Origin of the sequence: Arsukibacterium sp. (genome assembly GCF_036735525.1) — a bacterium.
In the GTDB taxonomy this organism is placed as follows: Bacteria; Pseudomonadota; Gammaproteobacteria; order Enterobacterales; family Alteromonadaceae; genus Alishewanella.
Window position 1 is genome coordinate 38543 of sequence record NZ_DAINOE010000009.1, and the last position, 23442, is coordinate 61984.

Sequence of the window (23442 nt, forward strand, 5' to 3'; positions counted from 1 at the left end):
AAATGCTTTTCAGGCGTAAAGTGTCCTTTAAGTACCCTGAAGAACACAAACAACAAAATGATGGCGCCCAGGGTCACGTGCAGACCATGAAAACCAGTCAGCAAAAAGAAGGTATTACCATAAAAGCCTGAATCTAAGCGCAATCCTAAGTCCCGATAAGCATGCACATATTCATAGCCTTGCAAGCACAGGAACACCGCACCCAGTAATAAGGTCAGCACCAGCATCAGTTTTAGCTGGCCACGTTTTTGCTGTTCAAGACCGGTATGTGCAAAGTGCAGTGTCACTGAGGAAATCACCAGGATAATAGTGTTGATTAATGGTAAGCCCCATGGCATAGCCTGTGTTTCGGTGCCGCCTGGCGTTTTAACCAAAGGCCACACCGGTTCAAAGTTAGGCCAGAGGATTTCAAAAGTCATCGCATTATTACTGGCGCCGCCCAACCATTCCATGGCAATCACCCGGCCATAAAACAGTGCACCAAAAAATGCCATAAAAAACATCACTTCAGATACAATAAACCAGCTCATACCCTGGCGAAATGAGCGATCCATCTGCGCACTGTATAAACCACTCATTGATTCATCAATGACATTTTTAAACCAGCCCACCAGCATAAATACCAGTATCGCCAGCCCCAAAATCAGCAGGTAACCACCAAAGCCGCTTTGTTCTTTCGACAGATCTATTACATAGTGCCCGGCGCCAAAGGCAATAAAAAACAACGCCACAGCGCCAATAATGGGCCAGGGACTTTGCGCGGGAACATAATATTTTTCGTAAGTTTTTGTCATGTTATTCCCCAGTAACGGTTTGACTGTCCGGCTCGCTCCAGGCACTGGTTACATCATACAAGGTGTAATTCAGTGTGATGGTGCTAAATTGTGCGGGCAAGGCCGGGTCAACATAAAACTGTAATGGCATCAGCATATCTTTGCCCCCGGCTAACTGCTGCTGGGTAAAGCAAAAACACTCTATTTTATGAAAGAAAAGTGCCGCCTGACCTGGCGATACCGAAGGTACCGCCTGACCAACAATCATCCGGCTGGTCGGGTTCTCGGCGATATAATTCATAATATGAATTTCCCCCGGGTGCACCTTCATACGCCGCACTTCTGGCTTAAACACCCAGGGCATATCCTGATTTGGCCTGGCCAGAAATTCGATGGTCACTTCACGGCTAACATCTATTTGTGCGGCGTCCGTAGTCGCCGCCACATTTGACGTTTTGCCATTAATGCCGGTCACTTCACAAAATACATCGTAAAGCGGCACCAGCGCAAAACCAAAGCCAAACATCGCAAGGGCAATGATCGCCAGTTTGCCGACCAAAGGTTTATGATGTTGCGCCATACCGCCTCCTTATTTAATCACTGGTGGCGTGTCAAAGGTGTGGTAAGGCGCCGGTGAAGGCACTTCCCATTCCAGACCTTCAGCCCCTTCCCATACCTGCGCCGTGGCTTTGACACCACCGCGGGCACACTTAATCAATACCCAGACAAAGATCAGCTGTGATAAGCCAAATAAGAAGCCACCAATACTGATAAAGGCATTAAAGTCGGCAAATTGCAGTGCGTAATCCGGGATGCGACGCGGCATTCCGGCAAGACCAACAAAATGCATCGGGAAGAACAACAGGTTCACCGAAATCAACGAGCACCAGAAATGCCACTGCCCCAGCGTTTCGTCATACATATTACCGGTCCACTTAGGTAACCAGTAATACACTGCCGCCACTATGGAGAATACCGCGCCCGACACCAGTACATAATGAAAGTGCGCTACCACAAAATAGGTATCATGGTACTGGAAGTCAGCCGGCGTAATCGCCAGCATCAGCCCGGAAAAGCCGCCAATGGTAAACAGCACGATAAAGGCCAGTGCAAACATCATTGGCACTTCAAAGGTCATGGCACCGCGCCACATGGTGGCTACCCAGTTAAAGACCTTCACCCCGGTCGGCACCGCTATCAGCATGGTCGCATACATAAAAAACAGCGTGGCAAACACCGGCATGCCGGTGGTAAACATATGGTGAGCCCAAACCAGGAACGATAACACGGCAATACTGGCGGTGGCGTACACCATAGAGGCATAACCGAACAGCGGTTTACGGGCAAAGGTCGGGATAATGGCCGAGACAATACCAAAGGCCGGTAAAATCATGATGTAAACTTCAGGGTGACCGAAGAACCAGAAAATATGCTGGAACAACACCGGATCACCGCCGCCGGCCGCATCAAAGAAGCTGGTGGCAAAGTATTTATCTGTCAGCACCATGGTGACCACACCCGCTAGTACCGGCATCACCATTATCAGCAGGAAGGCAGTAATAAACCAGGTCCAGACAAACAGAGGCATCTTCATCCAGGTCATACCCGGTGCCCGCATGTTCCAGATGGTGACAATAACGTTGATGGCACCCATGATGGATGATATACCCATAATGTGTACAGAAAACACAAATAAGGCTGTGCTGTCGTTACTGTAAGTGGTGGATAAAGGCGCGTAGAAAGTCCAGCCAAAATCCGGGCCACCACCAGGCATAAACAGTGACAATATTAAAATCAGAAACGCGAACGGCAGGATCCAGAAGCTCCAGTTATTCATGCGCGGCAGCGCCATATCTGGCGCACCAATCATCATTGGAATCATCCAGTTGGCTAAACCGGTAAAGGCCGGCATTACCGCACCAAATACCATGATTAAACCATGCACTGTGGTCATCTGATTAAAAAATTGTGGCTCAACAAACTGCATACCCGGCTGGAACAACTCCAGGCGGATAATCATCGCCATAGAACCGCCGATAAAAAACATGATCAGCGCAAACACCAGGTACATGGTACCAATGTCTTTATGGTTTGTAGTTAACAGCCAGCGCATAATTCCGCTGGGCCTATGATCATGATGATCGTGGTCGTGATGATCATGATCATCATGACCATGTTGATCGTTTTCAGGTAAATCCGTAGTCGTTGCAGTCATAACTTAGTCTCCCTGCTGCACGGCATAAACGTCTGCTGCCTGCACCGCATCACCGGTGTCATTGCCCCAGGCATTGCGGGTGTAAGTCACCACGGCTGCCAACTCTTTTAAACTTAACTGCCGGCCAAATGCTTGCATAGCAGTACCACTTTTACCATTAACGATAATATCGATATGGCCGCGACGGTCATTCAGAATCAGCGGGCTGCCCTTCAAACCGGGAAAAATGCCAGCTAAACCTTCTCCGTTAGGTTGGTGACAAGCAGCGCAATGGCCCTGATAGGCTCGGGCACCTACTTCCATAAGCTCAGCCATAGGCATATTCATCGCCAACAATTCGCGCTCTGCAGCCTTTGCTGCGGCAATTCGCGTTTCTTCCGCCATGACCCAGGCCGTGTAATCCTCAGGCGTCTTGGCAATGACCACTATGGGCATAAAGGCATGATCTTTACCGCACAGCTCAGCACACTGGCCACGGTAAACACCCGGCTCATCAACCCGGGTCCATGCTTCGTTGATAAAACCAGGATTTGCATCTTTTTTAATGGCAAAAGCAGGTACCCACCAGGAGTGAATAACATCGTCGGAAGTCATCAGAAAACGTACTTTTTGCCCGGTAGGAATGACCAGCGGTCGGTCTACTTCCAATAAGTAGTTTTCTTCTTTGGGGAGTTGATTAATGATTTGCTCGCGAGGCGTGGCTAATAACGAAAAGAATTCAACGTCATTTTCCAGATATTTGTAGTGCCATTTCCACTGTGAGCCAGTCACCAGCACGGTAACGTCAGCGTCTGACGTATCCTCCATCGCAATAAGGGTTTTAGTAGCGGGTACTGCCATACCGATTAAGATTAATACCGGTATCGCCGTCCACAGGATTTCAACCCGTGTACTATGATGGAATTGGGCAGGCTGCACACCTCGTGCTTTACGGTGGCGAAGGATCGACCAAAACATGATCCCAAACACCACAGCACCGATCACACAGCAAATCCAGAAAATCGTCATATGCAGTTGATACACCTGCTGACTAATATCTGTTACACCCTTGGTCATATTCAAAGGCATAGCTGCTGCATTAGCCGATGCGGCTAAAAGCAAGGTTGGCAGCGACCAACGTAAACAACGCGTTTTCGTCACTGTACTTCTCCTCTGTCATTTTGCAATGCAAACTGCAGAAACTTCGAACACAGTACTGCTCGGTATTTACCCTGCCACCGACTCTATGTAGTTCAGCTTCGCAATTTTATTGTTGTTATATTGTTGTTATTATGTTGTTTTGCTGAGATTTCATTGCTAGCGCAGAAATCAAAAACTAACCCTATTGTTATTTTTTGGTCAGTCTTAGTCTAAGAATCATCCAAATCCGGTTCAGTGTAAACCCCTAAATAGCAAAAGCGCCGGCAAACCCATGTGGTCGTACCAGCGCTTTTATTATTTAACTTATTGACTAACAGCTAACTTTATAACCAACTGCCATTGCGAATGACGCCGACAGCCAAGCCTTCGACCGCGAATTGTTGCTGGCGCAAATCGACTTTTATCACATCAAAATCCGCGTTTTCAGGATGCAGCAATACCATGTGACCCTGACGTTGAAAACGTTTTACCGTCACATCTTCATCTACCCTAGCTACGATGACCTGGCCCGGCTCGGCCTGATTGGTTTTATGTACTGCCAGCAGGTCACCATCGAGGATACCAATATCCTGCATACTCATTCCCTGCACCCGCAGTAAAAAATCGGCATGCGGCTTAAACAAATGCGCGTCAATCTGGTAATGATTTTGCACATGTTCAGCGGCTAAAATGGGTTGGCCGGCAGCGACCTTACCAATAAGCGGTAGGCCCAGCTGCTCCGGCTCAAGATCATCTTCTACCAGCCTGATGCCGCGCGAAGTGCCTGGCATCATTTCAATAACACCTTTTTTGGCCAGCGCCTTTAAATGCTCTTCAGCGGCGTTGGCTGATTTAAAACCCAGTTTCGTCGCTATTTCTGCGCGGGTCGGGGGCATACCACTGGCGCTTTGGTAATCTTTAATCAGTTGCAGAATTTCGGCTTGTCTTGGTGTTAAAGGTCTCATAATGCTGGCTGCCTATACAGTAGGTACTGTGAGTATATACAGCTAGTGTTGACTTTGCCAAATTTTTTGCAACTATCATTATCGGCAAACATCCAGACTGACAATTTGCCTGTCGTCACTTTAATGATATTCTTGGTTTTTTAACGGCGCTGGTCTGCACTTTCATGTTTTCAGCTTTTCCGCTATTTCGTCTGCTTACTCTATTATTATGTTGGCCTGTCCGCCTGCTGGTGCGCTTTAAAGTGGTACCAGACAATACGGTAACTGAACTGGCACTGGATACCGGCAGACCACTACTGTATATCTGCCATACCCGCTCCGCCAGTGATCTGGCCACCTTGCGCCGGGTGTGCAGGCAATTGCAGCTGCCAGACCCACTGCAACAAGTTGAATTAAATGGCCAACTATACCGGCGTACGCTGTTTTTAGAAAAACCGCATGCCATTATTGGTGGCCGTGGAAAAACCCGTGCCTTAGAACAAGGCCAGGCACTGTTACAGGCGCATCTGGAGGACCCAGGCCTGGATGCGCAACTGGTGCCCGCCGCTATTTTATGGGGCCGGGCGCCGGGAAAAGAAAACAGTATTAAGTGGTTGCTGGGTGAAGCCCATGCGCCGCACTGGTTAGCAAAGATGCTGATTGTACTGGTGTCAGGCCGCCATACACTGGTGCGCTTTAGTCGCGCAGTGTCGTTAAAACAAATGGCCGCTCAATTTGGCGCAGAAATCAGCACTGCCCGTAAATTACTGCGCATGTCTCGTTTTCATTTTTACCGTCAAAAACTGGCGGCCACAGGCCCCAAACTGGTAAACCGTAGCCAGTTATTTAATGCCTTGTTAGCCTCGCCCGCTCTGCGCCAGGCTATAGAAGAAGAAGCTCGCAGTAAACAGATGCCGTTAAAGCAGGCCAGACAACGCGCCCGGTTACTTTTGCAGGAAATTGCAGCTGATTACCGCGAATCAACGCTCAGAGTTGGAGACCGTGTGCTTAGCTGGCTGTGGAAAAAACTCTATTCCGGCATTAAGGTCAATAATGCCGATATGCTGCGGGACTTAGCACAGCGCGGCCATGAAATTGTTTATGTGCCCTGCCATCGTAGTCATATGGATTATCTGCTGCTCAGTTATGTTATTTATCATCAGGGCTTGGTGCCGCCGCATATTGCCGCTGGCATTAACCTTAATTTCTGGCCAGCAGGTACTATTTTCCGTCGTGGCGGTGCCTTTTTTATCCGCCGTAGTTTCAGTGGCGATAAACTCTATTCTGCGGTGTTTCGGGAATACCTCAGCCAATTATTCAGCAAAGGCTATGCCGTTAAATATTATACCGAAGGCGGGCGCAGTCGCACCGGCCGCTTACTAACGCCGAAAACCGGTATGCTGGCTATGACAGTGCAGGCAATGCTACGCGGTATAGACAGACCAGTAACCTTAGTCCCCGTATATCTGGGCTATGAGCATGTGATGGAAGTCAATACTTACGTCAGCGAGTTACAGGGAGCCGGTAAGCAAAAAGAATCGATTGGCGGCGTATTTCAGGCCATTCGTAAACTACGTAACTATGGTTATGGTTATGTCAATTTCGGTGAACCCATACAGCTTAATCAGTACCTTAACCAGCAGGTACCGGATTGGAAAAACCACATTCACCCGCTACAAGTGCAAAAACCACATTGGTTAAATCCCTTAGTGGCAAAATTATCGCGCCAGTTGATGCAACAAATTAATCAGAGTGCAGCCTTAAATGCCATCAACCTGTTGGCTATCTGTTTACTGGCGTCAGAAAAACGTACTCTTACCCGGCCAGAACTGAGCCAGCAGCTCAATTGCTATCTGCAATTGCAACAGCAAGTCCCCTATCATCAGCAAGTCAGTCTGCCGGATAGCGATGCAGAGGCCATCATTGCCCATGCGCTGTCTATGGGTAAGGTGGAGCTGAGTAGTGATCATTTCGGCGAACTGTTGAGTCTCACCTCTGAAAACGCGGTGCTATTGAGTTACTACCGCAATAATGTACTGCACCTGTTTATGTTACCTGCTTTACTGGCCAGTGCCGTGCTTCATCATCGTGCTCTGAGCTATAACCAATTATTACAGATCATTGAACAGCTCTACCCCTTACTGCAGCAAGAGTTATATATCTATGTTTCTTCTGTACGCACCTATTGTCAGGCACTGCTACAGCAACTGACCGAGCAAGGTTTATTACTCTGCATTGATAATCAATATCAGGCACCTGAGCAGCAATCCCAGGGCTATTTTCAGTTAAATCTATTGGCACGTATCGCTGAGGACACGCTGCAGCGATACGCAATAGTGTTAAATTTACTGCAAAATGATCAGGTACAACACCGTGCAGAATTAGAGCAACTCAGCCACCAGCAAGCCCAGCGTCTGTTAAGCCTGCATGGTATAGCTGCGCCGGAATATTACGATAAAAACTTGTTTGCGATGTTAAGCCAGGCACTAAAGGAGGCGGGCTATTGCCATGCTGATAGCGACAATCGCTTGCTGGCCGCCGACAAATTGCCACAGCTGGCTAGTACCGTTAATGCCTTGCTGCGCAGTGAAGTTTTACAAAGCCTGCAGAGCATTATGGTGGTACCAGCCAAGACAGAATAAAGCACTAATGCTGACTTCTAAGCCTTGTCCGGATACAGACGGATCACACCTTCTTGTATAGTAGATGCCACTAACTGCCCGCTACGGTTAAAAAACTGCCCACGCACCAGGCCTCTCCCACCCGAAGCACTGGGGCTGTCTACCGCATACAGCAGCCAGTCATCGAAGCGGAAATCCTGATGAAACCACATCGCATGGTCAATGGTGGCCACTTGCATATTGGGCGCCATAAAAGATTTACCATGCGGCTGCAACGCTGTCGGCAAAAAATTAAAATCGGACGCATAGGCTAGCAGGTACTTATGTACCCGCAAATCGTTCGGCATCTGGCCATTTGCCTTAAACCAGACATAGCGTTTAGGCGCACTCACCTGAGGCACAAAAGGGTTTTGAAAATCGACCGGGCGCATTTCAATGGGCTTTTCACAGATAAACTTACTGCGCAATTGCTCCGGTATTTGTGCTGCATGCTGCTGGTAAAAGGCCAAATCAGATACCAACTGATCCGGCCCGGGCACATCTGGCATCAGATCCTGATGCTCAAACCCCTGTTCTTCGTTTTGAAACGACGCTGTCATATAAAAAATCGGTTTACCGTACTGAATAGCACTAACGCGACGGGTACTAAAGCTTTTACCGTCGCGAATCGTTTCTACTTCATACACTATTGGCCTGCTGGCGTCGCCCGGCCTTAGAAAGTATGAGTGAAACGAATGCACCTTACGATCTTCAGGCAAGGTTTCTTTGGCTGCGGATAACGCCTGCCCCATTACCTGGCCACCAAACACCGCCTTAAAGCCTAAATCCTGGCTTTGGCCGCGATACAAGCCCAGCTCTATGGTTTCCAGTTTTAATAACGACAATAAATTTGCTAACACCTGACTCATCGACTGGCTTCCGTTTGCTGATACACTAAGACTATTGTGCCGCAAAGCCGGAGCCTGAGCAAAGATGAACTATTGGTTATTTAAAACAGAACCAGAAGAATGCAGCATTGATGATTTTGCCGCCGCACCTGACAGCGCCATTGTGTGGGAAGGGGTACGTAATTATCAGGCGCGTAATTTTTTACGCGACGAGGTACAAGCTGGCGATCAGGTATTTATTTATCACTCCAGCTGCAAGCAGATTGGCATTGCAGGTATTGCGCAAGTGGTAAACGCCGCTTACCCGGATCCCAGTCAGTTTAAGCCTGACAGCCCTTATTTCGACGCCAAAGCCAGCGCTGCAGCACCACGTTGGGTGGCTGTTGATTTGCGTTTTGTCAGCAAGCTACCGCAACTCTTGCCGCTGGACAAACTGAAAAGTTCAGCTAAGCTGAAACAGTTGCCCTTGGTACAAAAAGGCAACAGATTATCCATAATGCCGGTAACTGCAGCACAATGGCAGGCAACGCTTGACATGGCGGTTAACGGTGCGTCCTAACTTACGTTTAACATCCTGTGTGGTTGGAGCCTGTTATGAACTACGAACGGCGCCAAACGGATAAGGACATGCATTATTTCTGGGAAGAACTGAATTTAGCGCAGAAATTTTCTGTCGCAGAATTACAGCGTTACGGTTATAAATTACTTTTTGTCAGACAGCAAGACAATATCAGAATGGCGGTGATGCTCGCCGGAGACAAATTGGCTGCCATCGATGATGAAGGCCAGATTGATACCGAGCCCAGTGTGATTTTGCGACATTAAGGGCTAAAAAATAAAAAAACGCCGGGCTTGCCCGGCGTTTTTATCTGCTAAATCTCAGTCTGCCGACTGCTGCTGCGAAATATACTGCCTAACCTGCTGTTCCAATACTAGCAACGGAACACTGCCATTGGCTAATACCACATCATGAAACTGCCGGATATCAAAGCGACTACCCAATGCCTGCTCTGCTTCAGTGCGCAAACGTCTGATCGTTAGCTCACCGAGCTTGTAAGATAACGCCTGACCTGGCCAGCTGATGTAACGATCAATCTCAGTATTAACATTATGCATAGACAGTGCCGTGTTACAGGCTAAAAAATCCACTGCCTGCTGACGACTCCAGCCCATGCTATGCATGCCGGTATCCACCACCAACCTGGCCGCGCGCCACATTTCATAAGTCAGGCGACCAAAATTGCTGTACGGGTCCTGATAAAAGCCCATTTCCAAGCCTAAATACTCGGCATACAGACCCCAGCCCTCACCAAAAGCAGAGGTATAAAAGCTACGGCGATAATCCGGTAAACTGGCTTGCTCACGCGCCAGTGAAATTTGTAAATGATGGCCTGGTACCGCTTCGTGCAAGGTTAACGCTTCCATCTCATATAAAGGCCGGCGGTTTAATGCATAAGTATTAACCCAATAAAAACCGGCCTGATCATCGCGGTTAGCACCTGAGTAGCGGCCAGTGGTATATTTAGGTGCAATTTCTGCCGGTACCGGCACCACACCATAAGGGGTGCGTGGCAGGGTTTTAAATAAACGCGGTAATTCGGCGTCAGCTTTTTTCGATAAGTAAGCGGCGTAGCGCATTAGCTCACTAGCCGTTTGCGGATAAAACTGCGGATCGGTGCGTAAGAAATCGATAAAATCAGCAAAACTGCCATCAAAACCAGTGCTGTCAATCACCTGCTGCATCTCAGCCCGAATCCGGGCTACCTCTTCAATGCCAATCTGATGTACCTCAGCAGGTGTTAACGCCAGAGTAGTGTAGTGTTGCAGCCGGTTCTGATAAAACGCTTCGCCTTGAGGCAGCGCAGAGGCAGCAATCGTCTGGCGCGCACCAGGTTTATACTCGTCCAGCATAAACCGATACAATGCCTGGTACGCCGGGTTTACTTTTTCAGTAATCAATTGTTGGGCTTGTTGCTGAAACTGCTGCCACTGCCCGGCATCTATTGACTCCGGCTGCTGCAAAAATGGCTGATAAAATACACTCTTGCTGACGTCATCGGTAATATAAGAGCGAATACTATGTTCAAAGCCGTTTAACACAACCTGTGGCTGAGTCATTCCTATAGCCAGCCCCTGGCGCATCCAGTCGATTTGCTGTTGCATATATTCAGGCACGGCAGCCAGGCGTTTCAGGTAATGCTGATACTCGCTAAACTGCCGTGGCGCCTGACGCTGAAAACTAAAAGCCAGGCTGGTATGAAACCCCGATTCTGAGGTCAACGGAATCATATGCGCATTAAAACGGTAGTGATCAATCTCATTGGCCAGGCGGTAACTTAATACCGCATGATTAATCTTATTTTGCTCTGACAATGCAGCCACATCTTGTTGCAACAGTTGCTGCTGCCATTCCAGCCTTTGCTGTTGGCGCGACGCCAGCGCCTCGGCAGACATATCCTGCAGTTGCCCTGGCGCCAGTCGGTTCAGCTGCAACTCAGCCTGCCACAACTGGCCAGCTAACTGCTCAAACTGTTTATCTGCTGCAATATACTGGCTGGCACAGCCGCTTAACCAGACAGCACTCAGCAATAGCAAAAGAATAGCGCGCATAATCCCATTCCTAAAACACAACCTTTGGCAGATTGTAACCGCTTTTTAGTGCCTGGGGTGTCCGATTAACTGATAAATCAGCCTGCTGAACGGAAAATGGCAGAAAAACGACACCATTAAACCTAAGTTACTGGCTTACTGTCGCTATTTTCAACGACTGCGCAGTATTTCAGGTAAAAGCGGTTGCCAGTGCTAATGATTCACGTAGTATAAGCTTGCAGAATAACAGTAGTTTCTGACGGAGCAACACAAGGTTCTATGAAGTATCAGGATACGCTGCAGCAAGCGCAGGATAAAGCCGTTCAGGTTAAAGCCTTTTTACGGCAACATTTGCTGGCAGCCCACCCTACGAATTATACGGTGGGATACGAGTATATTAGCGGAAAAAACATTGGTCTTTGTCAGGCCATTGAGGACAAACTGGCCGCCAATACGCTGCTGGATGACTTTATTATGGCTGAACTGTACAGCCGCTTTTTGCTGCAAGAACAACAGCGGCAGGAACAGCTGCTGCAAGATGTCTCGTCAATGGTCAGCCGCTTATCTGGTTATACTGATTTGGCCGCCGAATCGACCAGTGATTTTTTACAACAATTAGAACATAGCTTGTTCCAGTTAACTCAACCCAGTGCCGAACCAGCTTTGGTTGTGACACATCTACAGCAACACACTCTGTACTATCAACAACAACAACAACAATTACATATGCAACTGGAAGCGGCAAACCAACATAGCCATCAGTTGCGTCATGAACTGGAGCAACTTAAGTTGCAACAGTTACAGGATCCGTTGACCGGCCTCTATAACCGCCAGGCCATGCAAAATCAGGTGGAGTTATGGTTAAGTGAGCAACCCGAACGCCGTATAGCGGCTATTGCCGTTGATTTAGACCATTTCCGCCACTTTAATCAGCAATACGGCCAAACCATTGGCGATGTTATTTTAAGTAAGGTGGCACGGAAAATTCGCAGCTACGTGCAGGAAAGTGGTATGCCGGTGCGGGCCGGAGGTGAAGAATTTTTATTGCTACTGCCTGATGTGGATTTACGTACTGCCACAGAAATTGCCGAACAAGTACGCCGCGGTGTCGAAAAACTGCGCTTTATCTCTTCACGTGATAAAAAGACCTTGCCCAAAGTCACTATTTCACTGGGTGTCAGCCTGTATCAGGCAGCAGAGACCTGGCAGCAATTCTTAGCCAGAACCAGCGATATCATGAAGCTGGCTAAACAACGCGGCCGCAACCAGGTGGCCAGTGAGCTAATGCTTACGCCCAATTGAGCCAGTTAACGACAAAGTTCGTAGTCTTTATTGGCAACAACAGTCAGCAGCAACAGTTGGCGCAGCCGCCGTAATCTTTTACACTAGCAACTGTTAATCTATAAGCAGGCCCGTTATGACCACCCCAGGCAAAGACAATACCCACTTTGGTTTTAAATCTGTACCCGCTGAACAAAAGGTTGCCATGGTAGCCGACGTGTTTCACTCGGTCGCCGCCAAATACGACATTATGAATGATGTGATGTCGCTGGGTATTCACCGGCTGTGGAAACGTTTTACCCTGGATTGCAGTGGCGTGCGCCCAGGCCAGCAGGTGCTGGACTTAGCAGGCGGTACCGGCGATATCAGCGCGTTATTTTCTAAACGGGTCGGACCGACCGGCAAAGTGGTACTGGCCGATATTAACGAGTCTATGCTCAATGTCGGCCGCGATAAACTGCGTGATTTGGGGCTGGTTAACAATATCGAATTTGTGCAAGCCAATGCCGAAGCCTTACCCTTCGCCGATAACAGCTTTGATATTGTCAGTATTGGCTTTGGCTTGCGTAATGTGACCGATAAAGACGCCGCCCTGCGTTCGATGTTTCGGGTATTAAAACCTGGCGGGCGCTTGTTGGTACTGGAGTTTTCTAAACCTGAGCAAGCCTGGCTCAGTAAAGTCTATGATTTGTACTCCTTTAAATTGTTACCAGTTATGGGACAGCTTATTGCTAATGATAAAGAAAGCTATCAATATTTAGCGGAATCTATCCGCATGCACCCGGATCAGGATACCCTGAAGGACATGATGCAACAGGCAGGCTTTGCACAAGTCAGCTATCACAATCTGACTGGCGGCATAGTGGCGTTGCACCGGGGCTACAAATTTTGATGTTTGCACTGCTGCCACAATTACTCTGTGCCGCTGCTGAAAAGCTGGTTAATCAGTTAATCCGGCTGGACCCGGCAGCTCAGCAAAGGCTTAGCCGTCTGCAGGGTAAACAACTGGCCTTTAGCTTACGTGAATTGAAACTGCGACTGGTGATCAGTGCTGATGCCAGCGGGCTATTGTTTAATCAACATGATGAAGCGGTAGATTGTGCCATCAGCACCGATCTAGCCAGTTTAAAATTGCTAGCTGACGCCAGCCAGCTGACCCGGCTGATAAAAGCCGATGCGCTGCAAATTGACGGCGATATTCAGGTCGCACAACAATATAGTGCGTTTTTTCAAGCATTGGATCCCGACTGGCAGCAGGCGTTATCCGCTTATGTCGGTGATGCGCTGGCGCATAAAATGGCGCTGATCATTCAGCATCTGCAACATTATTTGCAGCTTAAAACCGCCGATTTAGCCCGTTTAACCACGGCCTTAGGTCAGGAAGAACTGCGATTAAGCCCAAGCCGTTTAGAACTGCAACACTTTAGTGAGCAAGTCCAGCAACTGGCTGGTAAGGTCGCTCAACTACAGCGTCAATTTGACGCCGGTCAGGAGTAACAGGTGCGCGTTAGCCGGTTTTATCAGATCCAGAAAACCTTGTTGCAATATGGCCTGGATGAACTTATTCCATCACATTGGCAACCCTGGTATGCCCGCTGGGCCAGACGCAGTTTGTTCTGGTTGCGCAATCGTTATCCGCAGCACAGCGCCGCCCTGCGACTGCGCTTAGCACTGCAAAGTCTGGGGCCGGTCTGGGTGAAATTTGGCCAGATGTTATCCACCCGGCGCGATTTATTGCCGGCAGACATTGCCAATGAACTGGCACAGTTACAGGATAAAGTGGCGCCCTTTCCGGGTGAGCAAGCACAAAAGTTAATTGAGCAGGCGCTGGAGTTGAGCGATATCAGCCAGCTGTTTGAAGCCTTTGAGCTGAAACCTTTAGCGTCAGCCTCGATAGCCCAGGTGCATACTGCGGTATTGCAACTGGCCGATGGCAGCAGCGCTGATGTGGTGATTAAGGTTATACGGCCGGATATCCGCAAACAAATCCTCGCTGATTTAGCCTTAATGGACACTGTCGCTGAATTTGCTGCACGCTTTTTACCTGATGGTAAAAGGTTACGGCCACGTGAAGTGGTATCTGAATACCGTAAAACCATTTTGGATGAACTCGATTTAAACCGTGAAGCCGCTAATGCGATTCAGCTTCGACGTAACTTTGAGCATTCCGACTCGCTGTATATTCCCTACGTATACAGCGACCATTGCCGGCATAACGTGATGGTAATGGAGCGCATCTACGGCATACCTGTGTCTGATATTGCCGCCCTACATGCGCAGGGTACCGATATGGCGTTACTGGCACAACGCGGTGTCGAAGTGTTTTTTACCCAGGTATTCAGAGACAGCTTTTTTCATGCTGACATGCACCCGGGGAATATTTTTGTGTCACGCGAGCACCCGGACAACCCCAAATATATCGGAATTGATTGCGGTATTGTCGGCACCCTTAATCCCGAAGACAAACGGTATCTGGCCGAAAATTTTGTAGCGTTTTTTAACCGTGATTATCGCAAGGTAGCCCAACTGCATCTGGATTCGGGCTGGGTGCCGGCGCATACCAATGTCGAAGAATTTGAAAGTGCCATCCGCACGGTGTGCGAGCCGATTTTTCAAAAACCGCTGGCCGAAATTTCCTTTGGTCATGTGCTGCTCAACCTGTTTAGTACTGCGCGGCGCTTTGATATGCAGGTACAGCCGCAGTTAGTGTTACTGCAAAAAACCCTGTTGTACATTGAAGGATTAGGCCGGCAGCTGTATCCGCAGTTGGATTTATGGAAAACCGCCAAACCTTTCCTGGAAACCTGGGTCAAAGATCAGGTTGGTTTGCCCGCCTTATGGCGACAAATTAAAGAAAACCTGCCATTTTGGGCAGAAAAAATGCCACAGATGCCTAACCTGCTTCACCGTTATCTGGAACAGGGACCGCGGCAGCAAGCACTGCTATTGGCACAACTGAGCCAATTACAACAGCAACATCAGCGCGCTAGCCGGCGCATTACTGAAGCCCTGTTAGCCGGAGCCGGCGCCATTAGCGCCAGTGTTGCGTTTGGTTTTGGGGCAACGCTGCTGGCGACCGCGCTGGCAGCAGGCACTATCTTTTTTACGTTAAAAGCACTATTGTCTTAAACAATTGACATGCAGACCCTTGCCTTTATTACTGGGGGTTTGCTAACTGATACAGAGAGGTTTTCATGGGGTTTGGCGGCATTGGTCCCTGGCAGTTATTAATTATACTGGCCATAGTGGTTGTTATTTTCGGCACTAAAAGATTACGCGGTATTGGCACCGATTTGGGTTCTGCCATTAAAGGTTTTCGCAGTTCGTTAAAAGATGACGCGACTGAAGATACTAAAGAAGAAACCGCAGCGACTCAGGCAAAAACAGAGCAGCTGCCACCTGCCGAAAAGGCCGACAGCAGCACAGCGTCGGCTAAAACGGGCAGCACCGAAAAAGATAAGGTGTAAATGGGCTTTTGGGAATTACTGGTTATTGCTGTCGTTGCCCTGCTGGTGCTGGGGCCTGAGCGGCTGCCTGGCGCTATTCGCAGCACGGTGAAAACCGTGCGCAGTATTAAGCAGTTTGGCCAGCAAATGCAGGCTGAGCTTAGTGATAACCTGCGGGTACATGAGCTGCACCAAAAACTTAAACAAGCGGAACAAAAAGGCCTGTTAAACCTGAGCGAAGACGAGCAGGCAGCCCTGACCGAGTTGCAACAGGCTGCGCGGACAGTGAATGATCCGCTGGCTAACACCTTTGACCCTGACCACACTAAGAAGCCCGCTACCGATGAAAACAAACCCGGATCCTAACAGCCTGTTAGGCCACCTGGTCGAACTACGAAACCGCCTGCTGCGCTGTGTGATAGCAGTATTAGTGGTTTTTGCCTGTCTGGCCTATTTTGCCAGTGACATTTATCAGTTGTTAGCTATGCCGTTACTGGCGGTACTGCCAGAGGGCAGCAGCATGATAGCCACTGATGTCGCAGCGCCTTTTTTTGCACCTTTTAAACTGACTTTTATTGTTTCTATCTGCCTGGCTATCCCTTATTTATTACTGCAAATATGGCAGTTTATTGCCCCAGCCCTTTATGGCCGTGAGAAACGGTTAGTCGCGCCGCTAGTCATTAGCAGTACCTTGTTATTTTATGCCGGTATCGCCTTTGCGTATTTTGTGGTGTTTCCGATTATCTTTGCCTTTTTTACCAGTGTGGCACCCACTGGCGTCACCGTAGCGACCGACATCAGCAGCTACCTGGATTTTGTGTTAAAGCTGTTTTTTGCCTTCGGCCTGGCGTTTGAGGTACCGGTCGCAATATTGCTGTTAGTCTGGACCGGCAGCGTTAGCCGGCAAACCTTAGCGGAAAAGCGCCCTTATATCATCGTCGGCGCTTTTGTGCTGGGCATGCTGTTAACGCCACCTGATGTGTTATCACAAACGCTGTTAGCCGTACCGATGTTGCTGCTATTTGAAGCCGGACTATGGCTTAGCCGCTTTTATCAACCCGTTAGCGCGACAGCAGACCAAACAACCGATGAAACCACTGAGCACGATACTGAATCTACAACACAGGAAAATTCAAAATGAAATGGTTGTCATTATTACTGTTGGTTATGTTAATACTGCATCCGCTATCGGCACAGGCGAATAGCCTGGAACACGCTCTGACCGCCTGCAGAGCAGAGCAGAACGCACTGAAACGTTTAGTTTGTTATGACGACATTCACTTAACCAACAAAGCGGAATTACCGGCAGCCGTCAGTGGCACCACATCTGACCCTAGAGCAAACGCAGCTGACGTGAAAGGCGCTAGCACAGCGCAACCTGATGCTGCCGCTGCCAAAGCAAAGGATAGTGCCAGCGAGCGTTTCGGATTGGAGCACCAGCGCCAGCCAGAGCAAGCCAGTGAGCTGAGTTTTATTGTCAGTAAAATCAGTTATAACAATCGTAAAGAGCTGGTCGTTGAATTTGACAACGGCCAAGTGTGGCGCCAGCAAGGCAGTGGTCATTACCCCATCGCCGTGGGCGAGCAACACCAAATTAAACGTGGCATGCTCGGCGGCTTTAATCTGAGTAATGCGCGCAATAACAGAACCATCCGGGTACAACGCGAACGCTGATATGAGCTGGTTTGATTGTGGTGTCAATTTATTCAGCCGCCAGTTTGCTGACAAACACAGCAACATTTTAGCCCGTGCTCAAGCAGCTGGTGTTGAAGGCTGCTTATTAATAGCCAGTGATTTAGCGGAATGTCAGTTAAATCTGGCTTTGTTAAACGGCCCGGATGAATGTGTAAACACCAGCTATAGCACCGCAGGGGTGCACCCACATCAGGCCGCTAACCTTGCCGCTGACTGGTTGCTGCAACTGCGCCAGTTGTTGCAGCAACCCAAAGTGCTGGCACTGGGTGAATGTGGCCTGGATTTTAACCGCGATTTTTCGCCGCGGCATATCCAGCAGCTGGTATTTGCCGAACAGCTGGCGCTGGCAAAAGCCTGTGATAAAGCAGTGTATCTTCATGAACGGGATGCCTTTGAACTGCAATTATCCATGCTACGCGAGCAACAGATCAACCGCGGCATTGCCCACTGCTTTACCGGCGATACTGTTCAACTTGCTGCTTATCTCGATCAAGGCTTATACATAGGGATCACCGGCTGGCTGTGTGATGAAAAGCGCAACCAGCAACTTGCACAAGCCTTGCAGTATTTACCGCTGGACCGGCTATTACTGGAAACCGACGCACCTTATTTGTTGCCACGCAACATTAGACCCAGACCCAAATACAATGAACCGGCGTTGTTGCCCTATATTGCGCAAGAGGTAGCACAGCGCAAGGGCGTCAGCCTGGAAGCCCTTGCAGCGCAGTGTCGTGATAATTTTCAGCAGCTGTTTTTTGCGGGGTCTGACTTAGCCACTGAACGGACAGCGACGTGATGAGCAGCCTGCTGTATGCCATTGCCGGTTTTATGCTGGGTTTGCTACCCAGCCTGCTGGCGACCCGCTATTGGCATCGAAAACTTGTCCAGCGCAGTAAGGAGTTGGAAACTAACCTACAGCAGCAAGCACTGGAACTGCAAATCACTTTAACAGAGCTAACCGAAAAAAACGCACAGTTGCTAAAGCAAAGCCAGATAGACAGTTTATCCGGGCTGTTTAACCGTGCGCATTTTGACCAACGGCTGCAAGCAGAAATTCGCCGCAGTCAGCGCGAGCAACGGCCTTTGGCGCTGTTATTGCTAGATGTTGATCATTTTAAACGCATCAATGACAACTTAGGTCATCAGGCCGGTGATGCTGCGATCAGTCAATTGGCCAGCTTGTTACAGCATTGCCTGAAGCGCAGTAGTGATCAGGCGTTTCGTTATGGCGGTGAAGAGTTTGCACTGCTGCTACCCAATACTAACTTACAAGGTGCGCTTGACCTGGCCGAACATATCAGAAGCTATGTCGCCAGCCAGCCGTTAATACTGGCAAACCAAGCACGCCCGCTTACGCTCAGTATTGGCGCTTGCTCGGCCATTGCGCTGGCAGAATACAGCCCTGCCGACTACATTGCTGCAGCCGATCAGGCACTTTACCAGGCCAAAGCCAGCGGCCGTAATCAGGTGCAGCAACAAAGCTTAGTCTGCTCTATCGAGCCCTCAACCGTGGATATCCAGCATGAACACTAATCGCCCTTTTCCTCACACTAGGCTGCGTCGTATGCGCCAGCACGATTTTAGTCGCCGGCTGTGTGCTGAGCATCAACTAACGGTGAATGATCTCATTTATCCGATGTTTGTGATTGAGGGCGTTAATCAACGGCAAAGCATTGCTTCTATGCCGGGCATTGAACGTCTTAGCCTGGATTTATTGCTGGAGGAAGCCAGAGAGCTGGCCGATCTGGGTATTCCGGCCATAGCGTTGTTTCCGGTGACGCCGGCAGAGTGCAAATCACTACAAGCGGAAGAAGCCTGGAACCCTCAGGGCTTAACGCAACGGGCGGTAGTGGCGTTAAAAGCAGCGGTACCAGAGCTGGGGGTGATTACCGATGTGGCACTGGATCCTTTTACTACCCATGGCCAGGATGGCATTATCGATGACAACGGCTATGTGCTAAATGACTTGACCACAGCCGCACTGGTAAAACAGGCATTATCGCATGCAGCAGCAGGGGCTGATGTGGTCGCGCCCTCAGATATGATGGATGGCCGTATTGGCGCTATCCGTCAGGCACTGGAAGCAGCCGGGCATGTTAATACCCGCATTCTGGCTTACTCTGCTAAATACGCCTCCAGCTACTACGGCCCCTTTCGCGATGCGGTCGGCTCGGCTGGCAACTTAAAAGGCGCCGATAAAAAAACCTACCAGATGGATCCGGCCAACAGCAATGAAGCCCTGCACGAAGTAGCGCTGGATCTTGCCGAAGGCGCCGATATGGTGATGGTGAAACCCGGCATGCCATATTTAGACATAGTGCGCCGGGTCAAAGATGAGTTTGGCGTGCCTACCTTTGCTTATCAGGTCAGTGGCGAATATGCGATGCATATGGCGGCCATTGAAAACGGCTGGCTGGCAGAAAAACCGGTAGTAATGGAGTCGTTACTGGCTTTTAAACGCGCCGGTGCCGATGGCATCCTGACCTATTTTGCTAAAAAAGTGGCGATCTGGTTAAAGCACGGTGTCTAAAAACAGCGCCCCGCGATAGCGGGGCTTTCAGGTGGCCGGTAACACCTGTAGATGCAATAAAACAACCACCCAACAAAAATCTAGCTAACTTGATACCTCGACGGAGCAATCTATTTAACGACTTCAAATTTTTCCCGGCACTTAAAACAAAAAAAGCCTAACCACATTAATATGATATACGTACTTACGAATATAAAACTTCTATAATAATACATTAAGTAAAACGCAATCACTCCAAGCTGCGAACAAAATATCCCGTAGCACACGTCTCTATGAGACGCCTTAAGTCGACGTTTCAGTATGCGAGTCATGACCGTTACAAAAATAACGTTTACGGAAGATAAAATTATTAACATCACTATCCAAAATACACTCATTATTCAATTGTTCAGTTCAATGATTTTTTAGCCTGCAATATATCATTTAATATTAGCGATGGTATCGCACCAACCTGCATAAATGCAGCGCTTATAAAATATCCTATCAAACTATTATTTTCATTATATAGATAAAAAAATGCATGCATTTATGTTAAAGAGAAACCAGGAATCTAAGTATCAATTTTTTTATTTCTTCTGTAAAGATCAGCAATAAAAGCTAATGACAATAAAATAACGCCGGTTAAAACAATAAAAAAGCTGTCATCGGTTAATAACCATGCTCCAGTTAAAAAAGTAAAGATATTCAAAATTTCTGATAACTTCTTCCATCGAGCAAAACTATAATATTTTAAAAATTCAAGTAAAACAAATATGAACAACAAGAATAAATACCATTCAAAACTCATGGAATTGAACCCTCAACTATTGGTTTATATCTCTAATACCTTGTGCGACACTCACAGCGTCAGCGGTACGAAGTACAGCATTACTTGTATGGTTTGCTCTTACTGTTGTCTCATATGTAAGCGCCGAGGAACCCCAAGCCCCTGAATGCATAACGGTGGAAACATTCTTTAACGTCCTGTATGGTGAGGCAACTCGTTGGTCATTTTCCATGGTAAGCGTAACTCCAACCACACATTCCAAGCTTAGCTAAATCTTCTTACCATGTCTGAATCTACAACCAGGCAGAGGTTTAACATGATCCGCAGAACAACCGAGCAGTGGCTGGTGCTGTTTGACCAGCATAAAGTCAGTGGTTTAACTCAAACCGAATTTGCAAAACAGCAAGGCATTGACCCGACCTATTTCAGCTATCGTAAGCGGCAACTTCTCGCCTGGCAACAGGAAGACGATACCGGTTTTGTCGAGCTGACCACACAAGGCATGATACTCAATCAAAGCATCATGTTGAAAAAGCGCGATGTTGAGCTGCACTTACCGCCCGGCACAGATGTCTTGTGGTTAGCGGCCTTACTCCGGGCGCTTTAATCATGAAGATGTTTATCGACCCGCCAAAGATTTACCTGCATAAACAGCCCGTGGATTTTAGAAAATCCATCAATGGCTTGTCACTGTTAGTTGAGCAGGACATGCAGCAGTCGCCGTTTAGCGGTGCGCTGTTTGTGTTCTGTAACCGGCAACGTACCCGCTTAAAAGTGCTGTACTGGGACAGCACCGGCTTTTGCCTGTGGTACAAACGGCTGGAAAAAGATAAATTCCGCTGGCCGCGCTTGATGCCAGGCAAGGTTTTATCTATCAGCGAACAGCAGTGGCACTGGTTGTTACAGGGTATCGATATCCAAAAACTGACTCCGCATCAGCCGTTGCAGTACCAAAGTGTGGGCTGATATGCCGATCGGCTATAAATCCTTGAGATCGCAGCTTAAACAATCTAAATAAGTACAGGCACTTAGCCGTATTGGCCGTTACAATAACGGCCATGAAAAAGACACCTTCAACACTGCCGGATGATATTGACACGCTCAAGAAAATGCTGCTTGAGCGTGACAAGCGCATCGCCAAATTAGAGCGGGTTAACCAAAAGCTCTCTGATAAGCTGCAGCAATTGCTGGAGCAGTACAACCTTGCCCAGTATAAAAAATACAGCCCCAGCAGCGAAAGCTATCAGGGCGATGGCGAGGTGCTGAACGAAGCGGAGCAGCTTGCTGATGAAGAGCCAGCCCAGCCAGAAGCGACTCAGGCTGAAGCGGAAAAACTATCCAAACCGCGCCGTCCGCGTATTGCGGCCGAGCTGCCACGGGTAGACGTTATCCACGACATTACCGATAAAACCTGTGCCTGCTGTGGCCATGCGCTGCATCGGATGGGCGAGGAAGTCAGTGAGCAGATTGAGTTCGTACCGGCTCAAATTAAGGTGATTAAAAACATCCGGCCCAAATACAGCTGCCGGGCGTGTGAAAATCAGGGTACGGAAGTGGCTATACAAATTGCCGATGTACCGCCGGCGATTATCCCTAAAAGCATGGCGAGCCCGAGCTTACTGGCGCAAATCATCAGCAGCAAAATGCACTATGGCCTGCCGCTGTACCGGCAGGAAAAGCTGTTTGCCCAAGCCGGTATTGAACTGAGCCGCCAAACCATGAGCCGCTGGTTAATTACCTGTGCGGATAAACTGGAACCACTGCTGGCCCTGATGAAAACCAGGCTGTTGCAACAACCGGTGCTGTGGGCCGATGAAACGACAGTGAACGTGCTGGATGTAGAAAAAAGCACCTGTTACATGTGGGTGTACGGCTGCGGCATGGAGTCCTCAGCAGGCCCCAAGCTGGTACTGTTTGATTACCAGGATGGGCGCGCCGGTAAACATCCCAAAGCCTATCTTGACGGTTACAGGGGGTATCTGCAGGTAGATGGCTATGCCGGTTATGAGCAAACGGATGCAACCCTGGTCGGTTGCTGGGCGCATGCCAGACGCAAGTTCGTCGAGGCACAAAAAGCCCAGGGCAAAGGCAAAACCGGTAAAGCCGACTGGGCCATCAACCATATCCAGAAGCTGTATGCGCTGGAGAGCAAACTAAAAACCAAGGCAGCAGAGGTTAAATACCAACAAAGGCACGACGTCGCCAAGCCCTTGCTGCAACAGCTGTGGGACTGGCTGGAGAAATCCAAAGACACCATTCCAACAGAAAGCGCACTTGGCAAGGCAATTACTTACAATCTGAATCAATGGCCGAAGCTAATACGCTATCTGGAAGACGGAAGGCTGAACATCGACAACAATCGCGCCGAGCGTGCTATAAAGCCCTTCGTCATCGGCCGAAAAGCCTGGCTGTTTGCTAATACCACATCAGGGGCTAAAGCCAGTGCGACACTCTACAGTCTGGTCGAAACCGCCAAAATCAACGGACTGGAGCCGTATGATTACCTGACAACATTATTTAAAGAGCTGCCTACCGCTGATACCCCAGACAAGCTGACAAAGCTGTTGCCATTCTGA

Annotated in this window: 25 protein-coding genes; 17 read left to right on the plus strand and 8 right to left on the minus strand. The window is 48.8% G+C overall.

The features are described 5' to 3' along the window. The 5 genes from V7D78_RS03200 to lexA all read right to left on the minus strand — a co-directional run. Nucleotides 1–794, minus strand: a 794-nt coding sequence (locus V7D78_RS03200) for a cytochrome c oxidase subunit 3 (protein WP_333606984.1), incomplete at its 3' end; no start/stop codon positions are given. A gap of 1 nt (nucleotide 795) precedes the next feature. Then, a complete protein-coding gene (locus V7D78_RS03205; RefSeq protein ID WP_333606985.1) occupies nucleotides 796–1353 on the minus strand; it encodes a cytochrome c oxidase assembly protein in 558 nt (185 codons plus the stop codon). A 9-nt stretch (nucleotides 1354–1362) separates the two neighbouring features. Continuing rightward, entirely contained in the window at nucleotides 1363–2886 is a 1524-nt protein-coding gene (ctaD, locus tag V7D78_RS03210; protein WP_333607009.1) for a cytochrome c oxidase subunit I, read from the minus strand. A gap of 105 nt (nucleotides 2887–2991) precedes the next feature. Continuing rightward, nucleotides 2992–4128, minus strand: a complete 1137-nt coding sequence (coxB, locus tag V7D78_RS03215) for a cytochrome c oxidase subunit II (RefSeq protein WP_333606986.1) — start codon at nucleotides 4126–4128, stop codon at nucleotides 2992–2994. A gap of 323 nt (nucleotides 4129–4451) precedes the next feature. Next, the gene (gene lexA, locus V7D78_RS03220; RefSeq protein ID WP_333606987.1) at nucleotides 4452–5072 is read right to left on the minus strand and encodes a transcriptional repressor LexA; all 621 of its coding nucleotides are present in this window, start codon (nucleotides 5070–5072) and stop codon (nucleotides 4452–4454) included. A gap of 164 nt (nucleotides 5073–5236) precedes the next feature. Here lexA and plsB point away from each other — a divergent pair, with 164 nt between their 5' ends. Continuing rightward, complete coding sequence (plsB, locus tag V7D78_RS03225; RefSeq protein WP_333606988.1) at nucleotides 5237–7693, plus strand: glycerol-3-phosphate 1-O-acyltransferase PlsB; 2457 nt, start codon at nucleotides 5237–5239, stop codon at nucleotides 7691–7693. A 17-nt stretch (nucleotides 7694–7710) separates the two neighbouring features. Here the strand turns inward: plsB and tesB are convergent, their stop codons facing one another. Beyond that, on the minus strand, nucleotides 7711–8580 hold the full coding sequence (gene tesB, locus V7D78_RS03230) for an acyl-CoA thioesterase II (protein ID WP_333606989.1): 870 nt from the start codon (nucleotides 8578–8580) through the stop codon (nucleotides 7711–7713). A gap of 64 nt (nucleotides 8581–8644) precedes the next feature. On the opposite strand from tesB, the gene V7D78_RS03235 reads away from it, so the two are divergent. Both V7D78_RS03235 and V7D78_RS03240 read left to right on the plus strand, forming a co-directional pair. Then, nucleotides 8645–9118 carry an EVE domain-containing protein gene (locus V7D78_RS03235; protein ID WP_333606990.1) on the plus strand — a complete coding sequence of 158 codons (474 nt, stop codon included), beginning with the start codon at nucleotides 8645–8647 and terminating at the stop codon, nucleotides 9116–9118. A 35-nt stretch (nucleotides 9119–9153) separates the two neighbouring features. Beyond that, nucleotides 9154–9384 carry a hypothetical protein gene (locus tag V7D78_RS03240; protein WP_333606991.1) on the plus strand — a complete coding sequence of 77 codons (231 nt, stop codon included), beginning with the start codon at nucleotides 9154–9156 and terminating at the stop codon, nucleotides 9382–9384. A gap of 54 nt (nucleotides 9385–9438) precedes the next feature. On the opposite strand, the gene V7D78_RS03245 is transcribed toward V7D78_RS03240, so the two are convergent. Further along, nucleotides 9439–11169 (minus strand): DUF885 domain-containing protein, encoded by a 1731-nt coding sequence (locus tag V7D78_RS03245; RefSeq protein ID WP_333606992.1) that lies wholly within the window; start codon nucleotides 11167–11169, stop codon nucleotides 9439–9441. Nucleotides 11170–11427: 258 nt separating this feature from the next. Here V7D78_RS03245 and V7D78_RS03250 point away from each other — a divergent pair, with 258 nt between their 5' ends. From V7D78_RS03250 to hemB, 11 genes are all read left to right on the plus strand, one after another. Beyond that, the gene (locus V7D78_RS03250; protein WP_333606993.1) at nucleotides 11428–12450 is read left to right on the plus strand and encodes a GGDEF domain-containing protein; all 1023 of its coding nucleotides are present in this window, start codon (nucleotides 11428–11430) and stop codon (nucleotides 12448–12450) included. Between the two features lie 115 nt (nucleotides 12451–12565). Beyond that, nucleotides 12566–13321, plus strand: a complete 756-nt coding sequence (gene ubiE, locus V7D78_RS03255; RefSeq protein WP_333606994.1) for a bifunctional demethylmenaquinone methyltransferase/2-methoxy-6-polyprenyl-1,4-benzoquinol methylase UbiE — start codon at nucleotides 12566–12568, stop codon at nucleotides 13319–13321. Next, entirely contained in the window at nucleotides 13321–13926 is a 606-nt protein-coding gene (locus tag V7D78_RS03260; protein WP_333607010.1) for a ubiquinone biosynthesis accessory factor UbiJ, read from the plus strand. The genes ubiE and V7D78_RS03260 overlap by 1 nt, the downstream gene beginning before the upstream one ends. A gap of 3 nt (nucleotides 13927–13929) precedes the next feature. Next, complete coding sequence (ubiB, locus tag V7D78_RS03265; protein WP_333606995.1) at nucleotides 13930–15558, plus strand: ubiquinone biosynthesis regulatory protein kinase UbiB; 1629 nt, start codon at nucleotides 13930–13932, stop codon at nucleotides 15556–15558. A gap of 65 nt (nucleotides 15559–15623) precedes the next feature. Beyond that, on the plus strand, nucleotides 15624–15896 hold the full coding sequence (gene tatA, locus V7D78_RS03270) for a twin-arginine translocase TatA/TatE family subunit (RefSeq protein ID WP_333606996.1): 273 nt from the start codon (nucleotides 15624–15626) through the stop codon (nucleotides 15894–15896). Beyond that, entirely contained in the window at nucleotides 15897–16241 is a 345-nt protein-coding gene (tatB, locus tag V7D78_RS03275; RefSeq protein WP_333606997.1) for a Sec-independent protein translocase protein TatB, read from the plus strand. Then, complete coding sequence (gene tatC, locus V7D78_RS03280; RefSeq protein ID WP_333606998.1) at nucleotides 16219–17016, plus strand: twin-arginine translocase subunit TatC; 798 nt, start codon at nucleotides 16219–16221, stop codon at nucleotides 17014–17016. The genes tatB and tatC overlap by 23 nt, the downstream gene beginning before the upstream one ends. Then, nucleotides 17013–17549, plus strand: a complete 537-nt coding sequence (locus tag V7D78_RS03285; RefSeq protein ID WP_333606999.1) for a hypothetical protein — start codon at nucleotides 17013–17015, stop codon at nucleotides 17547–17549. The genes tatC and V7D78_RS03285 overlap by 4 nt, the downstream gene beginning before the upstream one ends. Before the next feature lies 1 nt (nucleotide 17550). After that, nucleotides 17551–18366 (plus strand): TatD family hydrolase, encoded by an 816-nt coding sequence (locus V7D78_RS03290; RefSeq protein ID WP_333607000.1) that lies wholly within the window; start codon nucleotides 17551–17553, stop codon nucleotides 18364–18366. Continuing rightward, nucleotides 18366–19103, plus strand: a complete 738-nt coding sequence (locus V7D78_RS03295; RefSeq protein ID WP_333607001.1) for a GGDEF domain-containing protein — start codon at nucleotides 18366–18368, stop codon at nucleotides 19101–19103. The genes V7D78_RS03290 and V7D78_RS03295 overlap by 1 nt, the downstream gene beginning before the upstream one ends. Continuing rightward, complete coding sequence (gene hemB / locus V7D78_RS03300; RefSeq protein ID WP_333607002.1) at nucleotides 19093–20100, plus strand: porphobilinogen synthase; 1008 nt, start codon at nucleotides 19093–19095, stop codon at nucleotides 20098–20100. Before V7D78_RS03295 ends, hemB begins: the two co-directional genes overlap by 11 nt. Nucleotides 20101–20650: 550 nt before the next feature. Here hemB and V7D78_RS03305 read toward each other — a convergent pair. Next, the gene (locus tag V7D78_RS03305) at nucleotides 20651–20887 is read right to left on the minus strand and encodes a hypothetical protein (protein ID WP_333607003.1); all 237 of its coding nucleotides are present in this window, start codon (nucleotides 20885–20887) and stop codon (nucleotides 20651–20653) included. A 295-nt stretch (nucleotides 20888–21182) separates the two neighbouring features. On the opposite strand from V7D78_RS03305, the gene tnpA reads away from it, so the two are divergent. The 3 genes from tnpA to tnpC all read left to right on the plus strand — a co-directional run bounded on the left by tnpA (nucleotide 21183) and on the right by tnpC (nucleotide 23442). Continuing rightward, nucleotides 21183–21473: an IS66 family insertion sequence element accessory protein TnpA gene (gene tnpA / locus V7D78_RS03310; RefSeq protein ID WP_333607004.1), complete on the plus strand. Its 291-nt coding sequence runs from the start codon at nucleotides 21183–21185 to the stop codon at nucleotides 21471–21473. Nucleotides 21474–21475: 2 nt separating this feature from the next. Continuing rightward, entirely contained in the window at nucleotides 21476–21832 is a 357-nt protein-coding gene (tnpB, locus tag V7D78_RS03315; protein ID WP_226752464.1) for an IS66 family insertion sequence element accessory protein TnpB, read from the plus strand. A gap of 92 nt (nucleotides 21833–21924) precedes the next feature. Next, nucleotides 21925–23442, plus strand: a complete 1518-nt coding sequence (tnpC, locus tag V7D78_RS03320) for an IS66 family transposase (protein WP_333607005.1) — start codon at nucleotides 21925–21927, stop codon at nucleotides 23440–23442.

Coding starts and splice junctions, on each gene's coding strand:
- tatC (WP_333606998.1), top strand. CDS start 16,219: ATGAAAACAAACCCGGATCCTAACAGCCTGTTAGGCCACCTGGTCGAA.
- plsB (WP_333606988.1), top strand. CDS start 5,237: ATGTTTTCAGCTTTTCCGCTATTTCGTCTGCTTACTCTATTATTATGT.
- tesB (WP_333606989.1), bottom strand. CDS start 8,580: ATGAGTCAGGTGTTAGCAAATTTATTGTCGTTATTAAAACTGGAAACC.
- V7D78_RS03285 (WP_333606999.1), top strand. CDS start 17,013: ATGAAATGGTTGTCATTATTACTGTTGGTTATGTTAATACTGCATCCG.
- V7D78_RS03305 (WP_333607003.1), bottom strand. CDS start 20,887: ATGAGTTTTGAATGGTATTTATTCTTGTTGTTCATATTTGTTTTACTT.
- tnpC (WP_333607005.1), top strand. CDS start 21,925: ATGAAAAAGACACCTTCAACACTGCCGGATGATATTGACACGCTCAAG.
- V7D78_RS03290 (WP_333607000.1), top strand. CDS start 17,551: ATGAGCTGGTTTGATTGTGGTGTCAATTTATTCAGCCGCCAGTTTGCT.
- V7D78_RS03250 (WP_333606993.1), top strand. CDS start 11,428: ATGAAGTATCAGGATACGCTGCAGCAAGCGCAGGATAAAGCCGTTCAG.
- V7D78_RS03235 (WP_333606990.1), top strand. CDS start 8,645: ATGAACTATTGGTTATTTAAAACAGAACCAGAAGAATGCAGCATTGAT.
- tnpA (WP_333607004.1), top strand. CDS start 21,183: ATGATCCGCAGAACAACCGAGCAGTGGCTGGTGCTGTTTGACCAGCAT.
- ubiE (WP_333606994.1), top strand. CDS start 12,566: ATGACCACCCCAGGCAAAGACAATACCCACTTTGGTTTTAAATCTGTA.
- V7D78_RS03240 (WP_333606991.1), top strand. CDS start 9,154: ATGAACTACGAACGGCGCCAAACGGATAAGGACATGCATTATTTCTGG.
- tnpB (WP_226752464.1), top strand. CDS start 21,476: ATGAAGATGTTTATCGACCCGCCAAAGATTTACCTGCATAAACAGCCC.
- lexA (WP_333606987.1), bottom strand. CDS start 5,072: ATGAGACCTTTAACACCAAGACAAGCCGAAATTCTGCAACTGATTAAA.
- ctaD (WP_333607009.1), bottom strand. CDS start 2,886: ATGCGCTGGCTGTTAACTACAAACCATAAAGACATTGGTACCATGTAC.
- V7D78_RS03245 (WP_333606992.1), bottom strand. CDS start 11,169: ATGCGCGCTATTCTTTTGCTATTGCTGAGTGCTGTCTGGTTAAGCGGC.
- hemB (WP_333607002.1), top strand. CDS start 19,093: ATGAACACTAATCGCCCTTTTCCTCACACTAGGCTGCGTCGTATGCGC.
- V7D78_RS03205 (WP_333606985.1), bottom strand. CDS start 1,353: ATGGCGCAACATCATAAACCTTTGGTCGGCAAACTGGCGATCATTGCC.
- V7D78_RS03295 (WP_333607001.1), top strand. CDS start 18,366: ATGAGCAGCCTGCTGTATGCCATTGCCGGTTTTATGCTGGGTTTGCTA.
- tatA (WP_333606996.1), top strand. CDS start 15,624: ATGGGGTTTGGCGGCATTGGTCCCTGGCAGTTATTAATTATACTGGCC.
- V7D78_RS03260 (WP_333607010.1), top strand. CDS start 13,321: ATGTTTGCACTGCTGCCACAATTACTCTGTGCCGCTGCTGAAAAGCTG.
- tatB (WP_333606997.1), top strand. CDS start 15,897: ATGGGCTTTTGGGAATTACTGGTTATTGCTGTCGTTGCCCTGCTGGTG.